Genomic DNA, 15,278 nt, shown 5'->3' with positions numbered 1-15,278 from the left:
GCCTCTCACAAGAGCCTACAATCTAGCCTATCTAGCAAAGAGAGGGGCGCCAACGCAGTCTTGAGCTCCGGGGTCGTCCGGCCCTTCGAGACCTGTACAAAAAGCAGGGGGATTGCTACGATAGTTAGCCGCTGAGAGCGCGGGAAAGCCATGAACGCTCGCATCAACCCCGAGGCCATCCTCCGCCTTGTGGAGGCGGAATACCTGAAGCCGGACCTACCTGAGATCCACGTTGGGGATCAGGTGCGGGTGGGGGTACGCATTCAAGAAGGTGGCAAAGAGCGAGTGCAAACTTTTGAAGGCACGGTCATTGCCATGCGCCATGCGGGTCTCAACCGCACCATCACCGTGCGCAAGGTTTTCCAGGGCATTGGCGTGGAGCGCGTCTTCCCAGTTCACTCGCCGCGCATCGAGTCCATTCAGGTGCTACGGCGGGGCAAAGTGCGCCGCGCCAAGCTCTTCTACCTGAGGAAGCGAGTAGGCAAAGCCACGCGCATCAAAGCCAAGGAAGATCTCCAGGAGGAGGCCCTTTAAAGCTACAGGGAAACTTGCTAGGCTAGATAGAAAGCTAGTCTCTAGTGCGTCCTTAGTTCAGCTGGTAGAACGTCGGTCTCCAAAACCGGATGTCGGGGGTTCGAGTCCTCCAGGACGCGTTACTTAGAGCTCAAGCTGGCCTTTGCAGTGCAACCTGTATACTCTGCCAAGCTAGGCTTTACCGGCCTCTTTCTTGATCCGCTCCAATTCTGCCTGCAGCTCAGCAATCCGCTGGCGCAGTCGAGCTGCCTCTGACAGCTCAATGGCAGTGCTCCCTTCTGCCTCTGCCTCGCCCATATCTTCAATGGTGATTCTGCGGGGGCCACCGGCAGCCTTTCCCTCTTCCTTGCGGTTGACAGTGGCGGCAATAGCGTCCATGTAGGCTCGCGCCTCCTCGGCTCTCATCGCCCCCAGCTCTACCAATTCATCCACTAGGGCTTGCAGCTGCTTGCGCAGCTCCAGCAGGCGGTCTCTGGCATTCCCAGCCACCTTGGGGACATTGTCGGCAACTAGCGCCGCCAGACCCATGCCGAAGTAGAAGGCCTTTTGAGCTAAGTGGGCAAGGGGATTGTCTTTTTCAGCCATAGGGTGTGCCCTGCTAGTGCCCGTGGAACCCAGCTGCGGGAAAAGGGCGACCTGGGTTGACGCGCCTGCTCAGAGCATCCCGTAGTGCTGCTATCTTCCGATCCTGACACGGTTTGGGCGTCCGAGCCGCACGGACCCAGGTCTTCCAGTAGCCTAGCATTTTTTTTCCTGCTTGGCTTGCTGTCTAGCGGTGAGCCTAGGGAGTGCCTGGCGGCTCCAAATAGACTGGGATCCGCTCTCCCGCCCTCTCGCTGCGCTGTACCTCTTCTTTCTGAGCTTGAGGGATCGCCACGGGCAAGGTAACCGGCTGGGCAACAAAACAACTGGCCACCGGCAGGGCCTGCTCCAGTTCGTCGAGGGGGCGTGGGATCACGGCCACGGCGTTTAGCTCGCCAATGCGCTCTGCCTCGTACATGCCCGCATCGATGGCAATGGCCACGTTGGAGACTGTGCCGCGAATGATGACCGTACACAAGCCGTCGCCAATGGTCTCGTAGGCGGCTAGCTGCACATCGGCTGTTTTCAGCATTGTGTCAGCAGCCCCCACCATGGCGGGGAAGCCGCGGGTCTCCAGCAGGCCCACGGCTAGGTTGCTGAGGCGGCTGTAGCCCCGACTTTGGGCCAGCTGAGACAGCTTGCTGCTGATGGGCAGCACCACCTCTAGGTTGGGCAGGGGCCTTGGGATCACCAGACTGGAGATCTCCTCCTGGTTAAACTGGCGAGCCACTTCAATCCCCTCTTCGATGGCAATGCGCACGTCGGCGATGTTCCCCCGCACAATTGCCGTGCAGTAGCCGCCGGAGATCTTCTCAAAGCCAATGAGAGTCACGCCGGCCGACTTGGTCATGGCGTCGGCAACGCGGACAATGACTGGGAAGCTGCGCGTCTGAATAAGGCCCAGAGAGGTGGACATGGCACCCTACTTCCTCAATGCCAGGGTAGCTCTCAGAACCGCCCATCCCGCGAGGAGAGAACCTGACGGTGAGGGTAGATCTTCCCCAACAGCCGCTCCAGCTCGGCACGGCCTGGGATCCCGTTGAGCCTGCCTGCTCCCTTTTGTTCTTGCGCTGGCTCCGCCGCTGCTTGCTCCTGAGGGGTTACCTCTGCCTCAGGAGAAGGAGGAGGGGTCTTGGCCTCAGACACTCCTTGGGCGGGGGCTGCGGGCAACTCTTGCACCCTCTCTGCCTCTTCTGGCTCTGTCTGGGTTACTCCAGTCGCCTCTTCCTCGCTTCTCCAGGTGGGATCCCCAAGTAGCGAGCCGGGAGGAATGACTGCCTGGCGGAGTATTGAACAGTTGAGCAGCGTGGCTTCCGAGCCAATGCAGGCATTTTCGCCGATGGTGCCTTGCCCAATCACCAGCACCCCCCTTCCCAAAGTAGCCCCCGCCTCCACAACCAGGGATCCCCCACAGGCGTGCAGGATAGATCCCGCGCCAATACAGACGCCCCGCCCGATGTGGATACGGCAGCCGGGATTGGCGCGCAGCAGCACCCCTAGGCCGATGCTTGCCTCCTCCTCTATGTCTACCTCACCACTGACAACGTAGTGGGCTTTACCGCTCTGCGCGAGCCAGGCTTGGGGCCTGAGGGAGGTGGGCAGAGTGGAAGCCAAGGTGCTTCTCATCGCTAGGGGGCTGGCTGGAAACCAACCCGGAACTCCTCAAGGGGTTTGGATAATCTGCTCCAGCACCCGCCGCTTAGATTTGGGGTCAATGCCCAGCAGGCGCACGTACTCGCCGCGATGTTCCTCTAGGCAGGCCTCCAGGGCTGCTACCACTTGGTCCAATTGCGTGGCTTCAATGGGGCTACAGCTTTGCCAAGAGGAGGTGCGAAAGCGGCGCTTGTCAGCGTGTTCAGTGCCGATGCGGTAGCCCTGGCTAAGTAGTTGCTGGACTTGCGCCACCACCTCGCTGCTAAGTCGCCTAGGGGTGGAGGGAGGGGAAACTGCAGCCACCGGCGCTCCTTGAGCTGCCGGCGCAGAAGTCGGCGGCTTGCCGCTGGGGGTCTGGATGAGGCGCTCATAGACCCGCTTTTTCCCTTTGGGATCGATCCCCAGCAGGCGCACGTAGTGGCCCTGGTGCTCTGCCAGCGCCGCCCTCAGCTCGGCCAACACCTCTGGCCCACGGCTAGCGCGAAGGACCGGCCCGCTCTGCCAAGAGGAAGTTTTGAAGCGGCGCTCGTCGGCATATTCGTAGCCGATGCGGTAGCCCTGGGCCAGTAACCGGTGCACCTCTTCCTGCAGCTCCAAATCCGGGCTGCTGCTGTCCCCTGCCCCAGAAGCAGAAGTCGTGCTTGTTGCCGCGCCCGCCTCCGCCGGACTGCTGCCCACCTGACCTTTGGGGGTCTGAATCACCTTCTCCAGCACCCGCCGCTTGGCTTTGGGATCGATCCCCAACAGGCGCACGTACTCTCCCGCGTGCTCGGCTAGGGCTGCCCGCACAGCCGTTAGGATCTCCTGGACCGAGCCGCTGAAAGTACCCAAGGTCTGCCACGAAGAAGTGCGGTAGCGGCGAGCATCGGCCACTTCCAGGCCAACGCGGTACCCTTGGGCCACCAGGCTTTGGATCTCCTCCTCCAGACGCCATTCCCCCCTGCTGGAGCCTGGCATAGCCACCGAAAGGCGGCCAGAGGATCCCGAGGGGGTTGCGGGACCTTCTGGGGTTTGGATAATCTGCTCCAGCACCCGCCGCTTGGCTTTGGGATCGATCCCCAACAGGCGCACATACTCCCCGCGGTGGGCTGCTAGAAGAGCTTCCAGCGATTGCACCACCTCGGCCTCGTGGGTGCCGAGGATTGGGCCTTCGCTCTGCCAAGAGGAGACGCGGAAGCGGCGGGGATCAGCGTATTCCAGGCCCACCCGGTAGCCTTGGGCCAAGAGGGCGCGCACCTGCTCCACCACCTCTGGACTTAGAAGGGATCCGCTGCCGTTGTGCCCATTGGCAAGAGAGGAGGAAGAACCAGAGGCGCGGGCTTGCATCAGCTCGTTGCGAATAGGAGCAATACAGACGAGGTTCTCGCTGCAGTGGTAGCCCTCCAGCAGGGCTTGGTTAATGCCGATAACGTGCTGAGCAAACTTGGCATCGCTATCTTGGACATCCGGTAGCCGGTCAGCCTCAGCTTGGTTGGTGATGATGGAGCCGGAGCGCACATATTTGCCCGGCGGGATCTCCACATCCTGGATGAGGCAGTGCAACATGATGATGCAGCCATCTCCCACCCGCGCATTGAACACGGTGGAGCGGAAGCCGATGAAGCAGTTGTTGCCCACGTAGGCTGGCCCGTGGATCAAGGCCATGTGGGCAATGGAGGTGTTCTTGCCAATCCACACCGAGTAGGGCTGGCCATCTTCCCCAATGACCCGCCCTTGCTCTAGGCCGTGGATCACCACCCCATCCTGGATATTGGAGCCGTCGCCAATGTAGAAGGGGGATCCTTCATCGGCGCGGATGGAAGTTCCAGGGGCGATGAGCACCTGAGCGCCGACGCGCACATCCCCGATGAGATTGGAAAAGGAGTGGACGTAAGCAGAGGGATGAATGGTAGGCTCCGCCAAGCGACGTGACCAGGGCGTTGGCGGCGCAGCGTAGGTTTGAGCAGGCATAACCGTGAGCCTCTAGACCCAATCAAAGAGGAAAGGGAAGGATCCCAGCTAGCGTTGCTCGCGCTTGTTGTAGACGGAGCGACCGTCAATGCTAACGGTGTCAATAATGGCCATCACCACGGCATCCAAAGGTCGGGTTTCGTTTCCCCGCGGTTGGCGAGCCGCGCTACCTTGGCTGACCAGCACCCATTCCTCGGCGCCGGCCCCCACTGGGTCAGCAGCCACAGCATAGTCCGGCTGCGGCCGGCCTTCGAGATCGACATACTGCACCACCAGGAACTTCACGCCCGTCAGGCTGGGATCCTTCTGGGTGCTGGTGACGGTACCCCGTACAATCGCAATACGCATCTAGGGACGCGTGAAGGGACGAATGGCATTGACCCCTTCGCGGAACTGGGCCACGTCCTCGGTGTAGCGAATGGGCAACACGTACTCCAGGTTTTCGTGGGGACGGGCAATGATGTGCCAGGAGAGCAGCTGGCCGCCGTTGACCCGCTTCACGGCTTCGATGCCGGCAGCTACCGAGGCCTGCACCTCAGAGACATCGCCCCGCACGATCACGGTGACGCGCCCACTGCTAATTTTCTCGTAGCCCACCAAGGTGACGCGCGCTGCCTTCACCATGGCATCGGCCGCTTCCACTACTGCTGGGAAACCCAGCGTTTCAATCATTCCAACTGCGATGGCCATAGGGACTCCTTACGCTGAGATGGGTTTACCAGCTTCTGCGCTATGTGCGAAACTGCTCCACCGCTTCGGTGTAGCGAATGGGCAGCACGTACTCCAGGTTTTCATGCGGCCGAGCAATGATGTGGTGGGAGAGCACCTCGCCACCGCTTACCCGCTTGGCAGATTCCAAACCGGCAGCTACCGAGGCCTGCACCTCGGAGACGTCACCCCGCACGATCACAGTGACACGCCCGCTGCCAATTTTTTCGTAGCCCACCAGCGTGACACGCGCCGCCTTCACCATGGCGTCGGCTGCTTCTACTACTGCTGGAAACCCCCGCGTTTCAATCATTCCAACTGCAATAGGCATATCAACTCTCCACCCCTTTGAACGCCTAGTTCCTAAGCACCGTGAAGTTCAACCTAGCAGCTACTGTCTTGCCGATTGGCTGGCTGCTAGGATCTGGCTACTTCGTTGACCTCAAGTGAAGATCCTTCTGTCTCTGCCTCACCTGGTGATCCCTTCAGGAAAACCAACCCTGACTGACCTAGACGCTTCCTCCCCCCTTTTTGCCCAAGAAAGACCTGCTTAGCAACAGACCTCGGACTAGGTTGGGACGAGCCACTAGGAGCCATCGGGATTTCAAGGGAGCCATCGCGCAGCAAGGCAAAGCTATCAACTCTGAGCTCAACCTATCCCTTGCTGAAATCATACAGAGAATTCGGCTGAGATAGCTCAGAGCGAGGATCTCCGACCTAAGCAGAATGATATCCCCAATCATCCCGAATAAAAATCAATATTCTTAATTGGAGTGATAGCTTTTATTAAGAAAGCACGACTGTTGTTAACTGTTAACAAACAGTTCTTGACACTCCTTCTCCTCAGAGTCACCAGCTTAGCCACTCTTTCCCTGACAGCGCAGCGAAGGGGGCACCTCCAAACTATGCGCTTCCAAGAGGTCGGCTTGGCTTAGCAGCTGCCTGGGGGATCCCTGAGCCCAGACGCGGCCTTGATCCAAAAGGATCACCCAATCGCACACCTCAAGGATCAGCTCCAGATCGTGGGAGGCCAGCAGAAAGGTGTGGCCTACTTGCTGGAAAAAGGCGATTAGCTGCCGTCGCGCCCGCAGATCCAGGTTAGCGGTCGGCTCGTCGTAGAGCACCAACTGGGGCTGCATCGCCAGGATCCCAGCGATGGCAATCAGACGCTTTTCGCCACTGGAGAGGCGGTGGGGTGGGCGATTGGCTAGATGCAGGGTGCCAGTCCTCTGCAGGGCTGACTGTACGGCGGCGATAATCTCCGCTTCAGGCCAACCGAGATTGCGCGGTCCAAAGGCCACATCCTCCGCCACAGAGGCGGCAAACAGTTGGTCATCGGGATCCTGAAACACTAGCCCCACCTCAGGCCGAAATTGGCCAGGTTGCAGCGGCTCCCCAAACAACGTAATCTGCCCAGCGCGGAGGGGCAAGAGACCCGCAAGAGCAAGGAACAGGGTAGTTTTGCCGGCACCATTGGGGCCGATAACCCCCACCCGCTGGCCAACTTCAACTCTGAGATCCACCCCTTGCAGAACCAGTGGGCAACCAGGGTAGGCGACCCACAACTGGCTAACCTCCACCGCTGGCCTTGTCTTCATCAGAAAAAACGCGGCACGGCAGCCCCAGGATCTAGCCGCCCTCCAACGTAAGACGACTACACTACTATGCAGCAAACTCTGACCCTGGTCTGCAAGCTAGCCCCCCAGCGCAGGCAGCCAAGGCCAGGGACAGAGCTACCTTCACACCTGCGGGATGGAGTTGGCTTTAGCCAAGGGAATAGTCTAGCGTTGCTCCAGATCCTTCTGGCGCCTCTGCATGGCGGCGGGGGTAAGCTGCAAGGTGGGCACGCTGGGGCTGCTTAGATCAATCTGGAGAATTTCCTCGGGCGTACACTCGCAGTAGCGGCCCAGATCCCGCATTTGGTTGAGGATTTGAATTTGCAAGGGCAGGCGGTCAGAAAGCGGCCCCAGATAAACATTGCCCAGCTCAGTGTGTAGGGTAATCCCTCCGCCGGCGTGCCAATCCACTGCCCTGATTGGAACTTCAGACAGTTGCAGGGCTTCGAGCAGTGGCGCCCATTGCTCGGGTGGGTGGCTCTCCCAGCTCAGCACCTCCAACTCGGGCAAGGACTCAAGGAAACGGTAGGGATCCGGGGGCAGCCAGTTGCCCTCTCGATCCACCCAACCCGTTTGGTCGCCTCGGCGAGCACGGGCAATCAGCTGCCGTTCCTGCACCTGGACAACAACTCCCACTGGCAGCAACCGCCGCCGCACCTGGACGCTCTGGAAAGGGGAAGCCGGGGATCCCAGCAAGGCTTTTTCCAACGCTGCTGGCTGCACCTGCCAGATGTTTATCGGATAGGTCAGAGGCAATTGCCTCCGGATCCAGTCGGGATCCACCCAGTGGTTACCGCTGACCTGAATCTGCTCTGGTCGACGAATTTGCCAGTAGGGCTGCTGCAGGCTTTGCACCAGCAGTAGCAGGAAAGCTGTGGAACTGGCCAAGCGCCAGGATCCCTGCCAAAAACGGCGACGCCGCTCTTGGCGCAGAAGTTGCCGCCGTCGCAAAAGTTGCTCGCGGCTGGGCGGAGCAAGAGATACCACCGCCTCCCTCTTTCTTCCGGCAGGGAGCAACCTAACCGGCAATTTCCTCGACCTGATCAACCCGCAGCCAGATCGGAGGGGTGGGAACAGCTCCAAACTTAATCTGGATGTAGTCTCCCTTAATCTCCACCACTTCTCCAGCCGTGTCAAAGACGTAGTTGGGGATCATGGGATCACTGGCTTGGGCTTCCAAGCTGCCCTGCAGCTTCTCACGGATGGCTCTTACCAGGGTGCCTCGCTTGATTGCCATTGTCTTTCCCTTCGGTGCTGATTGATGGGTTGAATCTGGGCGCTAGTCCACTCGCAGCTAGCCTACTTTTTCCGTAAGCTGCGAGCCATCTCGCGGAACCTATCTAGGTCAGATCCTCCTCCGCGGCGTGAGGCCACTCCGCTGCCGCTGTTGGAGGTGGGGGAGCCCTGTTCGGCAACAGGTTCAGGAGCTTTGCTTTTTTCTTCAGTCAACTTAACCTTGCTCAAGGAAGACACCTCCTCCACCACCTCTATCTTGCCGCCAGAGCCAAAGTCTTTGAAGGTGTGCTTCACAGTTCTAGGAGTGCGCATGTATTCGATGTTGCCAAGGGTCTTGGCCTCATCCGGGTTGAGAAAGAAGGTGTTGTCTTTCTTTTTGGCCGGCTGGGAAACCGTTTCTGATAAGCTTTGGGAAGCTGCTCGACCACGAGAGCCGAAAAAGCGCCTGAAGATGCCTACCATTGTCTTTTTGCCTGCAGTGCAAGGAAAGAGGAGCCAATCTCTAGAGGCTGGGTCAGTTAGCTGCGGTTACGTAAGGTAACGCCTGGCCCACCTCTGAAACCATATTAAGCTAACTTGGGCTAGTGCGCCTCCTACCTACAGCAAGGATTGCTTACTCAAGCGCTCAAGCTGGGAAGACCTTCCCAGGAAAGAACTTTTAACCCAATGGCCCCTTGAGGACAGCCAGCCTACTCTAGAGCCCTAGGGATCTCAGCGGCTGGTCCGTATGCTGCCAAAAAAACCGTTTTGGCTTTCTTCTAGAGATAGGCCTTAACTCTCGAAATCAGTTAAACAGCATTCGATCCAACTCAATCTGACAAACTCAATCTGACAAAAGCTATCACTATTCAGTCCGTTGTTGAGGAAGTCCTACGAATCCGCCAATTTACCTCAAATAGCCTGCTGCGCAAGCGGCACTTTAGCATTGCTTTCCTGAACGAGGTTAGGCTTCGGGAAATTGCCCACCTCTGGCCCTAAAAACCTACAATACCAGTCTAGGTATAGGTGTTGGGTATCTAGGGGAGGCGGCGGATCCCTCTCAAGCCAAAGAGCTGCTACAAAGCCGCTGGGAAGAACCTTCACCTCTGCACCTAGTAGTGCATCTCCAGCTTGAGGACTCTGCCCAAGCTTAGGGCAGTGCTAATGGGGCAGGTCCAGATTTTGCCAGAAGCCTCTTGGAAGCTGGCCGTGAACGCAGGGGCAACCTGAGAGAAGAAGCACGGCCGCCCTACACGCGACATACTCCCGGCACTGATCCTGTAGGTAGGCGTAGCATGGGCTTCTCGCTTTAACGGGGAGCTTTCGCAAGAGCCGTCAGCGAGCAGACCCGGGATGTCCCACCGGGTAGTTTAACTGATTCTGGTTCTGGCAAAAAAGATGCTTTCCATGCTTAAAGATGCCTAAAGTTGGGTTAAGATAGAGCTGTCACTCCTCCTGCATGACCAGGCACGCTTCACAGCTTGGAAAGCGGTGGCCAAGCAGCAGAAGAGTAAGTGCTGTTACGTTTTGAGAGGGATCCATGTTGTTTGTTTTTAACCTGGCAAAGCGTCTACAGCTTGTTCTCCTCACCCTTGTGCTCGGGATGGCTGCAGGGGCGTTTTTGTCCAACCCTGCTGCTGCTGAAACCTACACGGTCAAAATGGGCTCCGATAAGGCCCAGCTCATTTACGATCCCCCTGTCCTCACCATCCAGAAAGGGGATACTGTTCGGTGGGTCAACAACAAGGTCTATCCCCACAACATTGTTTTCGACAAAGTACCCGGTGGCGATGCGGCCCTGGCAGCCAAGCTCTCCCACAAGGCCCTGCTCACTGCTCCCAGCCAAGTGGTCGAGACGGCCTTTGTCGATGTCCCGCCGGGCGAGTACACCTACTACTGCACGCCCCATCGGGGAGCCGGAATGGTTGGCAAGATCATTGTCAAGGGGTAAATCGAACTGTAGGCTAGCAACCCCGACTTCGGCTTGCTGGGGCAGAGCCCTACCCGTAGTAGTATAGAAAAAAAGCTAGCCCTCTCAAGGATGAGGGGGCTTTTTTGCGAAGAGAAGTCTAGCCGGCTTGCTCTTAGGCTGGACAGGCCCTAGCCCCTAACTGTAGTCTCCAGACGGGTTCCCCATGACCACCCCTGTCAAAAGCTACCTGCTCCTAGCGGTTTCCTGCGTCAGCGCCATTGCCGCTGTGGGCTCAATCTTCGAGTTGGCTTCTGGTGAGCCGGACTTTGGCGTTGGCCCCACTAGCATCATCTTGATCGTGGCCGCTCCCCTAGCCGTTTGGCTGTTCCAGGGAGCAGTTGAGGCGGCGCGGGCTGCCAACGCCGGCAAGAGGGGCAAGAAGAGAAAATGAGCAGGTAGAGGTGGGACTCAGCAGGTTTGTTGCAAAGAAACCCGAGATTCTATCTCAGTTTCTGCCGGCTGATGAAACTCAGGCAGCAGCTCTCGTTTTTGCACCGTTCCAAGGGCTGCTTCCAGCTCCGCAGTCGCTAGCGTACAACTGGAGCCGTTACCGTTTAGCACGGTCTCCGTTACCTGCCCATTTTTGTCGATCCGATACTCGATCTTGACGTACTCGGGCATCTGCCTGCTCAACAACCCTTTTCCTCCTCCCCATTGTATTGGCTCCATGGCCTCGGTGCGTCCCCCCCTTGCAAGCAGTGGCAATGGGTGGGAGCTCATCACCCTAAGCCCTGTGAGCTTTTTATGGAGCAGACGGCCAGCTTATTGGCGGACCCACCAGCGACACCTTGCTGCAGCCAGGGGATCTGCTGCTGTGTATGGGCACGGCCGAGCAGTTGCGCCGCCTGGGTCAGTTGCTCTATCCCCGCCCCTAGGTGGAGCCGGCTAAATACGCCTGAGGATGCTGGAACCGTGGGAATCGGTGCCACAGGTTTTCAAGAGTCCGTAGGTCTGGGCCAACTCCTCCCCGATCGCCGTCTCTTCTGGGCTGGGAGCCCAAGGTTCCGGATTTTTATAAGCGTAGTAGACTTCGAGACCGTCAATTCCTAGAGCTGCTGCTGCCGGGACGAGGACTTCTGCAGGCAGCCAGTAGCGAAAGGGATGGGCCAATACCGCCAACCCTCCCGCCGCTTGAATGGCCCCAATGGCCTCAGCAGCACCCAGGCCGGGCACTTGCTCGCCTTGGATGTAAGGCTCCAAAACAGGGTCAGCAGGATCAAACCCGTAGCCAAGAATATGCACCTCGCAGCCCAGCAAGTTGGCTGTAATCTCGATCCCCGGCCACAGGATGGGATCACCGGGGCGATCCAGGTGGGCGCGGGCCTGTTGGTAGCCCTTCAGGGTGTGGTGATCGGTGATGGCCAGGCCCTGGAGGCCATGCCGGCGCGCCTGCTCCGCCAGTTCCACCGGATCCATTTGCCCATCCGAACAGCGGGTGTGCAGGTGAAAGTTGTACTGCCAGGGACAAGAAAGGGGGCCGATCCCTTGCAGCACTCGCCGCAACTCTGCTGCCGAAGCAGTTTGACAGGGATCCCGTTGCAAACTAATCAGCATGACAGCCTTTGAGTCTCAACCAGGCATCTCTCCAGAGCAGTAAACTTTGGAGTTTTATCTTTTGTTAAGCAGGTTCACCCATTCTAGCCAGGGCAAGGGAGGGTCGCTAGGTGTCAAGAGCTACAGAATGGGCCAGGGATCCCTAGGGGTTGGCCAAGATCTCTTCGGCCGCTTTGAGAGCTGCTCCAGGAGAGAAGTCGCTGTAGCCCAGGGTGTGCAGGGTCGATTCCAGAGCAGCCAGGGTTGTGAGAATGTCGCGCTCGCTCACGAAGCCCAGGTGGCCGATGCGGAAGATCTTGCCCTTGAGGTGATCTTGGCCAGCAGCAAGGGCAATGTCGAAGTGTTTCTTCAGGGTGCTGCGGAGGGTGTCGGCGTTGATCCCTTCCGGAGCCAGCACGGCTGTTACCGAGGGGCTAGCCGCTGACTCGGGGTTGACCAAAAGCTTCAGCCCCAGGGCCTTGACACCGGCGCGGGTGGCCTGGGCCAAGCGGGCATGGCGGCGGTAGATGGCCTCCAATCCTTCGGCCCGCATTAGGCGCAGGGTAACCTGTAGGGCGTAGAACAGGTTCACTGCCGGCGTAAAGGGAGTGGTGCCTTGGCGCAGGGCTTTTTGGGCAAGCTTAAAGCTCCAGTAGTACTTGGGAAAGCGAGAGCGCTCGGCAGCAGCCATGGCCCGCGGGCTAACAGCTACAAACCCCAGCCCTGGCGGGATCATGTAGCCCTTCTGTGATCCAGAGGCCACTACGTCCAAGCCCCACTCGTCCATGGGCACCGGCATGGCTCCCAAACTGGTGACGGCATCCACAATTACCAAGGCTTCCCCATGCTCGCGGGCGGCAGCCGCAATGGCCTGCACATCGTTGGCCACGCCGCTAGAGGTTTCTGAATGGGTGAGGATGACCGCCTTGATGGTCTTCTCCCGGTCAGCAGCCAGCTTCTCCTGGAAGACTTCGACGGGATAGGGCACGCCCCAGGGGGTTTCTATCCGCTCGCACTGCAGGCCAAATTGCTCCGACATCTCGGCCCAGCGCTCGCCAAACTTGCCGTTGACCCCTACCAAGACGCGATCCCCAGGGCTGAGGGTGTTGAGGATCCCGGCTTCCATCGCCCCGGTGCCGCTGGAGGCAAAGACAAACACATCCGAAGTAGTCTGGTGCAGCCAGCGCAGCCCATCCGTCACCTCTTCCAGAATGGCGGTGAACTCTTTGCTGCGGTGCTCGATGGGCCCCCGCGCCATGGCCAGCAGCGCACTCTCGGGAACGGGAGTGGGGCCCGGGATCATCAACATTAACTTGTCTTTCATGCGTGTCCCGCTGGGGATGTCAGCTTCAAGAGGTGGCGGCCAGATTCGAACTGGCGCATAGAGGTTTTGCAGACCTCTGCCTTACCACTTGGCTACGCCACCCTACTGCTCATAGATTATCGTAATCCGAAAAGGGGATCCCTCTTCCACTTGCCGCCGTCAATGGTAGCAGCTCTCGGTTCGGCTAGGCATCGACACCCTCGCCCATACTTATTTTCGCCGGCAACTGCCCGAAAACGTTGCCAAACCGAAAGGCGGCTCAAGCTTCCCCGACGGCTGCAGTTGAATCCTCGGCATCTCAGGGTGTTTTAAGTTTTGCCCAAGGGGTAGCCGCGGGGGGTGATTAGCCACCTGCCGTGGCGAAAGGTCTGCGAGTTGCCGATCAAGACCAGGGTGAACATGTCCACTGCCTCGGGATCCAACTCCCCTAGCGTGGTGAGGTGGAGGGTCTCGCCGGGGCGGTAGAGGTTGCGGGCCACTGCCACCGGGGTACGGGCAGAGCGGGCTCGGCGAAAGATCTGCAGCGCCTTGAGAAAGGGATCCAAGCGCTGCCGCGAGCGAGGGTTATACAGAGCTACCACAAAGTCGGTCTGGGCAGCGGCCTGCAGGCGTTGCTCGATGGTCGGCCAGGGAGTGAGCTGGTCCGAGAGGGAAATGGCGCAAAAGTCCTGCATCAGGGGTGCCCCTAGCCGGGCAGCAGCAGCCTGAAGCGCAGAGATCCCCGGCAGCACCTCCACAGAGGGGCGGATCCCATCCCAACCAGCACGGGCCAGGCACTCCAGCACCAGACCGGCCATGCCGTAGATCCCCGCATCTCCCGAAGAGATCACCGCCACCTGCAGCCCCTGCTGGGCCAGGGCAATGGCTCGCTGCGCCCGCTGCACCTCCTGCGTGATGGGAAAGGCTTCGCAAATCTGGCCGGGGCGCAGGAGGGGCGCCACCAAGCCCAGGTAGAGCTGGTAGCCGATTACCGCGTCGGCTTGGGCCAAAGCCAGCCGGGCAGCCAGCGTCAATTGGGCGGGATCCCCAGGGCCGGTGCCAATCAGCCACAGGTGGCCGGCGCGAGGCGAATACTCTCGGGCAGCGCGAGCAATGGCTAGGGTACAAGCTCCCTCGCTTTCGGAGGCAAAGACCTGCTTGGGGCAGAGGAGAGTAGCTCTCCCTGGGGCTGGATCGCTATCCCCTGAGCAGCGCCGGGCCGCCAAAAGGGCAGCCGCCTCTGCCACCGAAGGGGTGCCCACCGCCTGTTGCACTGCCTCCGAAGGGTGGGGAACTGGCATCCTCGCCAGGGCCTCGGCCGAGAAAAACTGAATGGGCCAGCCGTAGGCTTGGGCCAGCTCCACAAGTCCCGCCTCATCCCGTTTCAGCTCTAGGGTCGCCAAGCCGGCAATGGCCTCGAAAGCTAGCCCCTGGCTCTGGAACAGGCGCCGCAGGGATCCCTCCAGCCAGGCGCGGCTAGTGCCCCGCTCGCAGCCCACCCCCACCCACAGCACCCGCGGATGCCAGTGAACGGTGGGGATCTTGTTCTTGTCCAAAGAAGTTGAATACTCGCTGATCCGGATCTGGGCCACCGCCTGGCTAGGAGCAGTGCTCAAGAGAGGGTGATCTGCCGGCCAAGCCCGCCGCCAGAGCGGCGTGCCACAGGTTTGCTCAACAGCCACTGGCTCTCCTCGCGCCAAAGCAGCAGCCACCTCGTTCCAATCGCCAGCGCCCCGCCGCCAACCGTAGGGATCCCCCAACAAATCCACAGGCGGGATCCCCAGACCCTCCGAGGCGGAGGTGAGGACGGGCTCGGCTCCCAAAGCAGCCGCCACCCGCCGCGCCAAGGCATCAGCTCCCCCCACATGTCCGCCACAGAGGCTGACGGCCCAGCGGCCAGCTTCGTCCACCACCACCACCGCCGGATCCCGGTATTTGTCCCGCAAGAGGGGAGCAATGAGCCGCACCACTGACCCAACGGGCAAGACAAAGATACAGCCCTGCACCTGCGGCCAGCTCTGGGCCACTGCTGCCGCTAGGGATCCGGGTAGGGGATCCCCGTAAGCTTGCCAGGGCGGAGGCAGGGGCTCTCCTTGGGAGTTGGCCTTGCTCCAGCAGATCCACTCCTCCGGCAGCAGCGACAGCAAAGGCTGGGCCAACTGGCGACCGCGGGGAGTAGGGGCAAACAGGGCAAGCTTCATCACCTGGGAGG

General features: G+C 59.8%; 18 protein-coding genes, 2 tRNA genes and 1 other RNA gene. 4 read left to right on the top strand and 17 right to left on the bottom strand.

The annotated features are described in order from the left end of the window. Positions 1 to 150: 150 nt before the first annotated feature. Positions 151 to 534: a 50S ribosomal protein L19 gene (gene rplS / locus NW806_RS01525; protein ID WP_414394941.1), complete on the top strand. Its 384-nt coding sequence runs from the start codon at positions 151 to 153 to the stop codon at positions 532 to 534. 46 nt (positions 535 to 580) lie between these two features. Beyond that, a tRNA-Trp gene (locus NW806_RS01520) sits at positions 581 to 653 on the top strand. Between the two features lie 52 nt (positions 654 to 705). Here the strand turns inward: NW806_RS01520 and NW806_RS01515 are convergent. From NW806_RS01515 to NW806_RS01460, 12 genes are all read right to left on the bottom strand, one after another. After that, positions 706 to 1,119, bottom strand: a complete 414-nt coding sequence (locus NW806_RS01515) for a hypothetical protein (RefSeq protein ID WP_414409751.1) — start codon at positions 1,117 to 1,119, stop codon at positions 706 to 708. A gap of 45 nt (positions 1,120 to 1,164) precedes the next feature. Then, an RNA gene (gene ffs, locus NW806_RS01510) (signal recognition particle sRNA small type) lies at positions 1,165 to 1,262 on the bottom strand. Between the two features lie 53 nt (positions 1,263 to 1,315). Next, positions 1,316 to 2,032, bottom strand: a complete 717-nt coding sequence (locus tag NW806_RS01505; protein WP_414394944.1) for a carbon dioxide-concentrating mechanism protein CcmK — start codon at positions 2,030 to 2,032, stop codon at positions 1,316 to 1,318. A 32-nt stretch (positions 2,033 to 2,064) separates the two neighbouring features. Then, positions 2,065 to 2,742: a hypothetical protein gene (locus NW806_RS01500; protein WP_414409750.1), complete on the bottom strand. Its 678-nt coding sequence runs from the start codon at positions 2,740 to 2,742 to the stop codon at positions 2,065 to 2,067. 36 nt (positions 2,743 to 2,778) lie between these two features. Next, positions 2,779 to 4,719, bottom strand: coding sequence for a ribulose bisphosphate carboxylase small subunit (locus NW806_RS01495; RefSeq protein WP_414409749.1), 1,941 nt, complete (start codon positions 4,717 to 4,719; stop codon positions 2,779 to 2,781). 48 nt (positions 4,720 to 4,767) lie between these two features. Next, positions 4,768 to 5,067, bottom strand: coding sequence for a EutN/CcmL family microcompartment protein (locus NW806_RS01490; RefSeq protein ID WP_414394949.1), 300 nt, complete (start codon positions 5,065 to 5,067; stop codon positions 4,768 to 4,770). Next, the gene (locus tag NW806_RS01485) at positions 5,068 to 5,409 is read right to left on the bottom strand and encodes a carbon dioxide-concentrating mechanism protein CcmK (RefSeq protein WP_414361188.1); all 342 of its coding nucleotides are present in this window, start codon (positions 5,407 to 5,409) and stop codon (positions 5,068 to 5,070) included. Between the two features lie 40 nt (positions 5,410 to 5,449). Beyond that, on the bottom strand, positions 5,450 to 5,758 hold the full coding sequence (locus NW806_RS01480) for a carbon dioxide-concentrating mechanism protein CcmK (RefSeq protein ID WP_414361187.1): 309 nt from the start codon (positions 5,756 to 5,758) through the stop codon (positions 5,450 to 5,452). A 526-nt stretch (positions 5,759 to 6,284) separates the two neighbouring features. Then, a complete protein-coding gene (locus NW806_RS01475) occupies positions 6,285 to 7,025 on the bottom strand; it encodes an energy-coupling factor ABC transporter ATP-binding protein (protein WP_414409748.1) in 741 nt (246 codons plus the stop codon). Positions 7,026 to 7,208: 183 nt separating this feature from the next. Then, a complete protein-coding gene (locus NW806_RS01470; RefSeq protein ID WP_414409747.1) occupies positions 7,209 to 8,030 on the bottom strand; it encodes a cell division protein FtsQ/DivIB in 822 nt (273 codons plus the stop codon). Between the two features lie 31 nt (positions 8,031 to 8,061). Then, a complete protein-coding gene (ndhO, locus tag NW806_RS01465) occupies positions 8,062 to 8,280 on the bottom strand; it encodes an NAD(P)H-quinone oxidoreductase subunit O (RefSeq protein WP_414394954.1) in 219 nt (72 codons plus the stop codon). 62 nt (positions 8,281 to 8,342) lie between these two features. Further along, positions 8,343 to 8,741, bottom strand: a complete 399-nt coding sequence (locus NW806_RS01460) for a hypothetical protein (protein ID WP_414409746.1) — start codon at positions 8,739 to 8,741, stop codon at positions 8,343 to 8,345. 1,057 nt (positions 8,742 to 9,798) lie between these two features. Here NW806_RS01460 and petE point away from each other — a divergent pair. Together petE and NW806_RS01450 are read left to right on the top strand one after the other, a co-directional pair. Continuing rightward, positions 9,799 to 10,209: a plastocyanin gene (gene petE, locus NW806_RS01455; RefSeq protein WP_414409745.1), complete on the top strand. Its 411-nt coding sequence runs from the start codon at positions 9,799 to 9,801 to the stop codon at positions 10,207 to 10,209. A 184-nt stretch (positions 10,210 to 10,393) separates the two neighbouring features. Then, positions 10,394 to 10,621 carry a hypothetical protein gene (locus NW806_RS01450; protein WP_414405254.1) on the top strand — a complete coding sequence of 76 codons (228 nt, stop codon included), beginning with the start codon at positions 10,394 to 10,396 and terminating at the stop codon, positions 10,619 to 10,621. Between the two features lie 17 nt (positions 10,622 to 10,638). Here the strand turns inward: NW806_RS01450 and NW806_RS01445 are convergent, their stop codons facing one another. The 5 genes from NW806_RS01445 to cobJ all read right to left on the bottom strand — a co-directional run bounded on the left by NW806_RS01445 (position 10,639) and on the right by cobJ (position 15,267). Beyond that, positions 10,639 to 10,863, bottom strand: a complete 225-nt coding sequence (locus NW806_RS01445) for a DUF2997 domain-containing protein (RefSeq protein WP_414405253.1) — start codon at positions 10,861 to 10,863, stop codon at positions 10,639 to 10,641. A 252-nt stretch (positions 10,864 to 11,115) separates the two neighbouring features. Beyond that, positions 11,116 to 11,784, bottom strand: a complete 669-nt coding sequence (locus NW806_RS01440; protein WP_414409744.1) for a PHP domain-containing protein — start codon at positions 11,782 to 11,784, stop codon at positions 11,116 to 11,118. 142 nt (positions 11,785 to 11,926) lie between these two features. Then, entirely contained in the window at positions 11,927 to 13,087 is a 1,161-nt protein-coding gene (locus NW806_RS01435) for a pyridoxal-phosphate-dependent aminotransferase family protein (RefSeq protein WP_414405250.1), read from the bottom strand. A 30-nt stretch (positions 13,088 to 13,117) separates the two neighbouring features. Further along, positions 13,118 to 13,189 (bottom strand) — tRNA-Cys (locus tag NW806_RS01430). A 206-nt stretch (positions 13,190 to 13,395) separates the two neighbouring features. Next, on the bottom strand, positions 13,396 to 15,267 hold the full coding sequence (gene cobJ / locus NW806_RS01425) for a precorrin-3B C(17)-methyltransferase (protein ID WP_414409860.1): 1,872 nt from the start codon (positions 15,265 to 15,267) through the stop codon (positions 13,396 to 13,398). Positions 15,268 to 15,278: the final 11 nt, after the last annotated feature.

It is taken from the genome of Synechococcus sp. W65.1 (assembly GCF_047461615.1).
Classification (GTDB): domain Bacteria; phylum Cyanobacteriota; class Cyanobacteriia; order Thermostichales; family Thermostichaceae; genus Thermostichus.
Note: the sequence above shows the minus strand (reverse complement) of the source record. Positions and strands in the feature narration are given on the sequence as shown.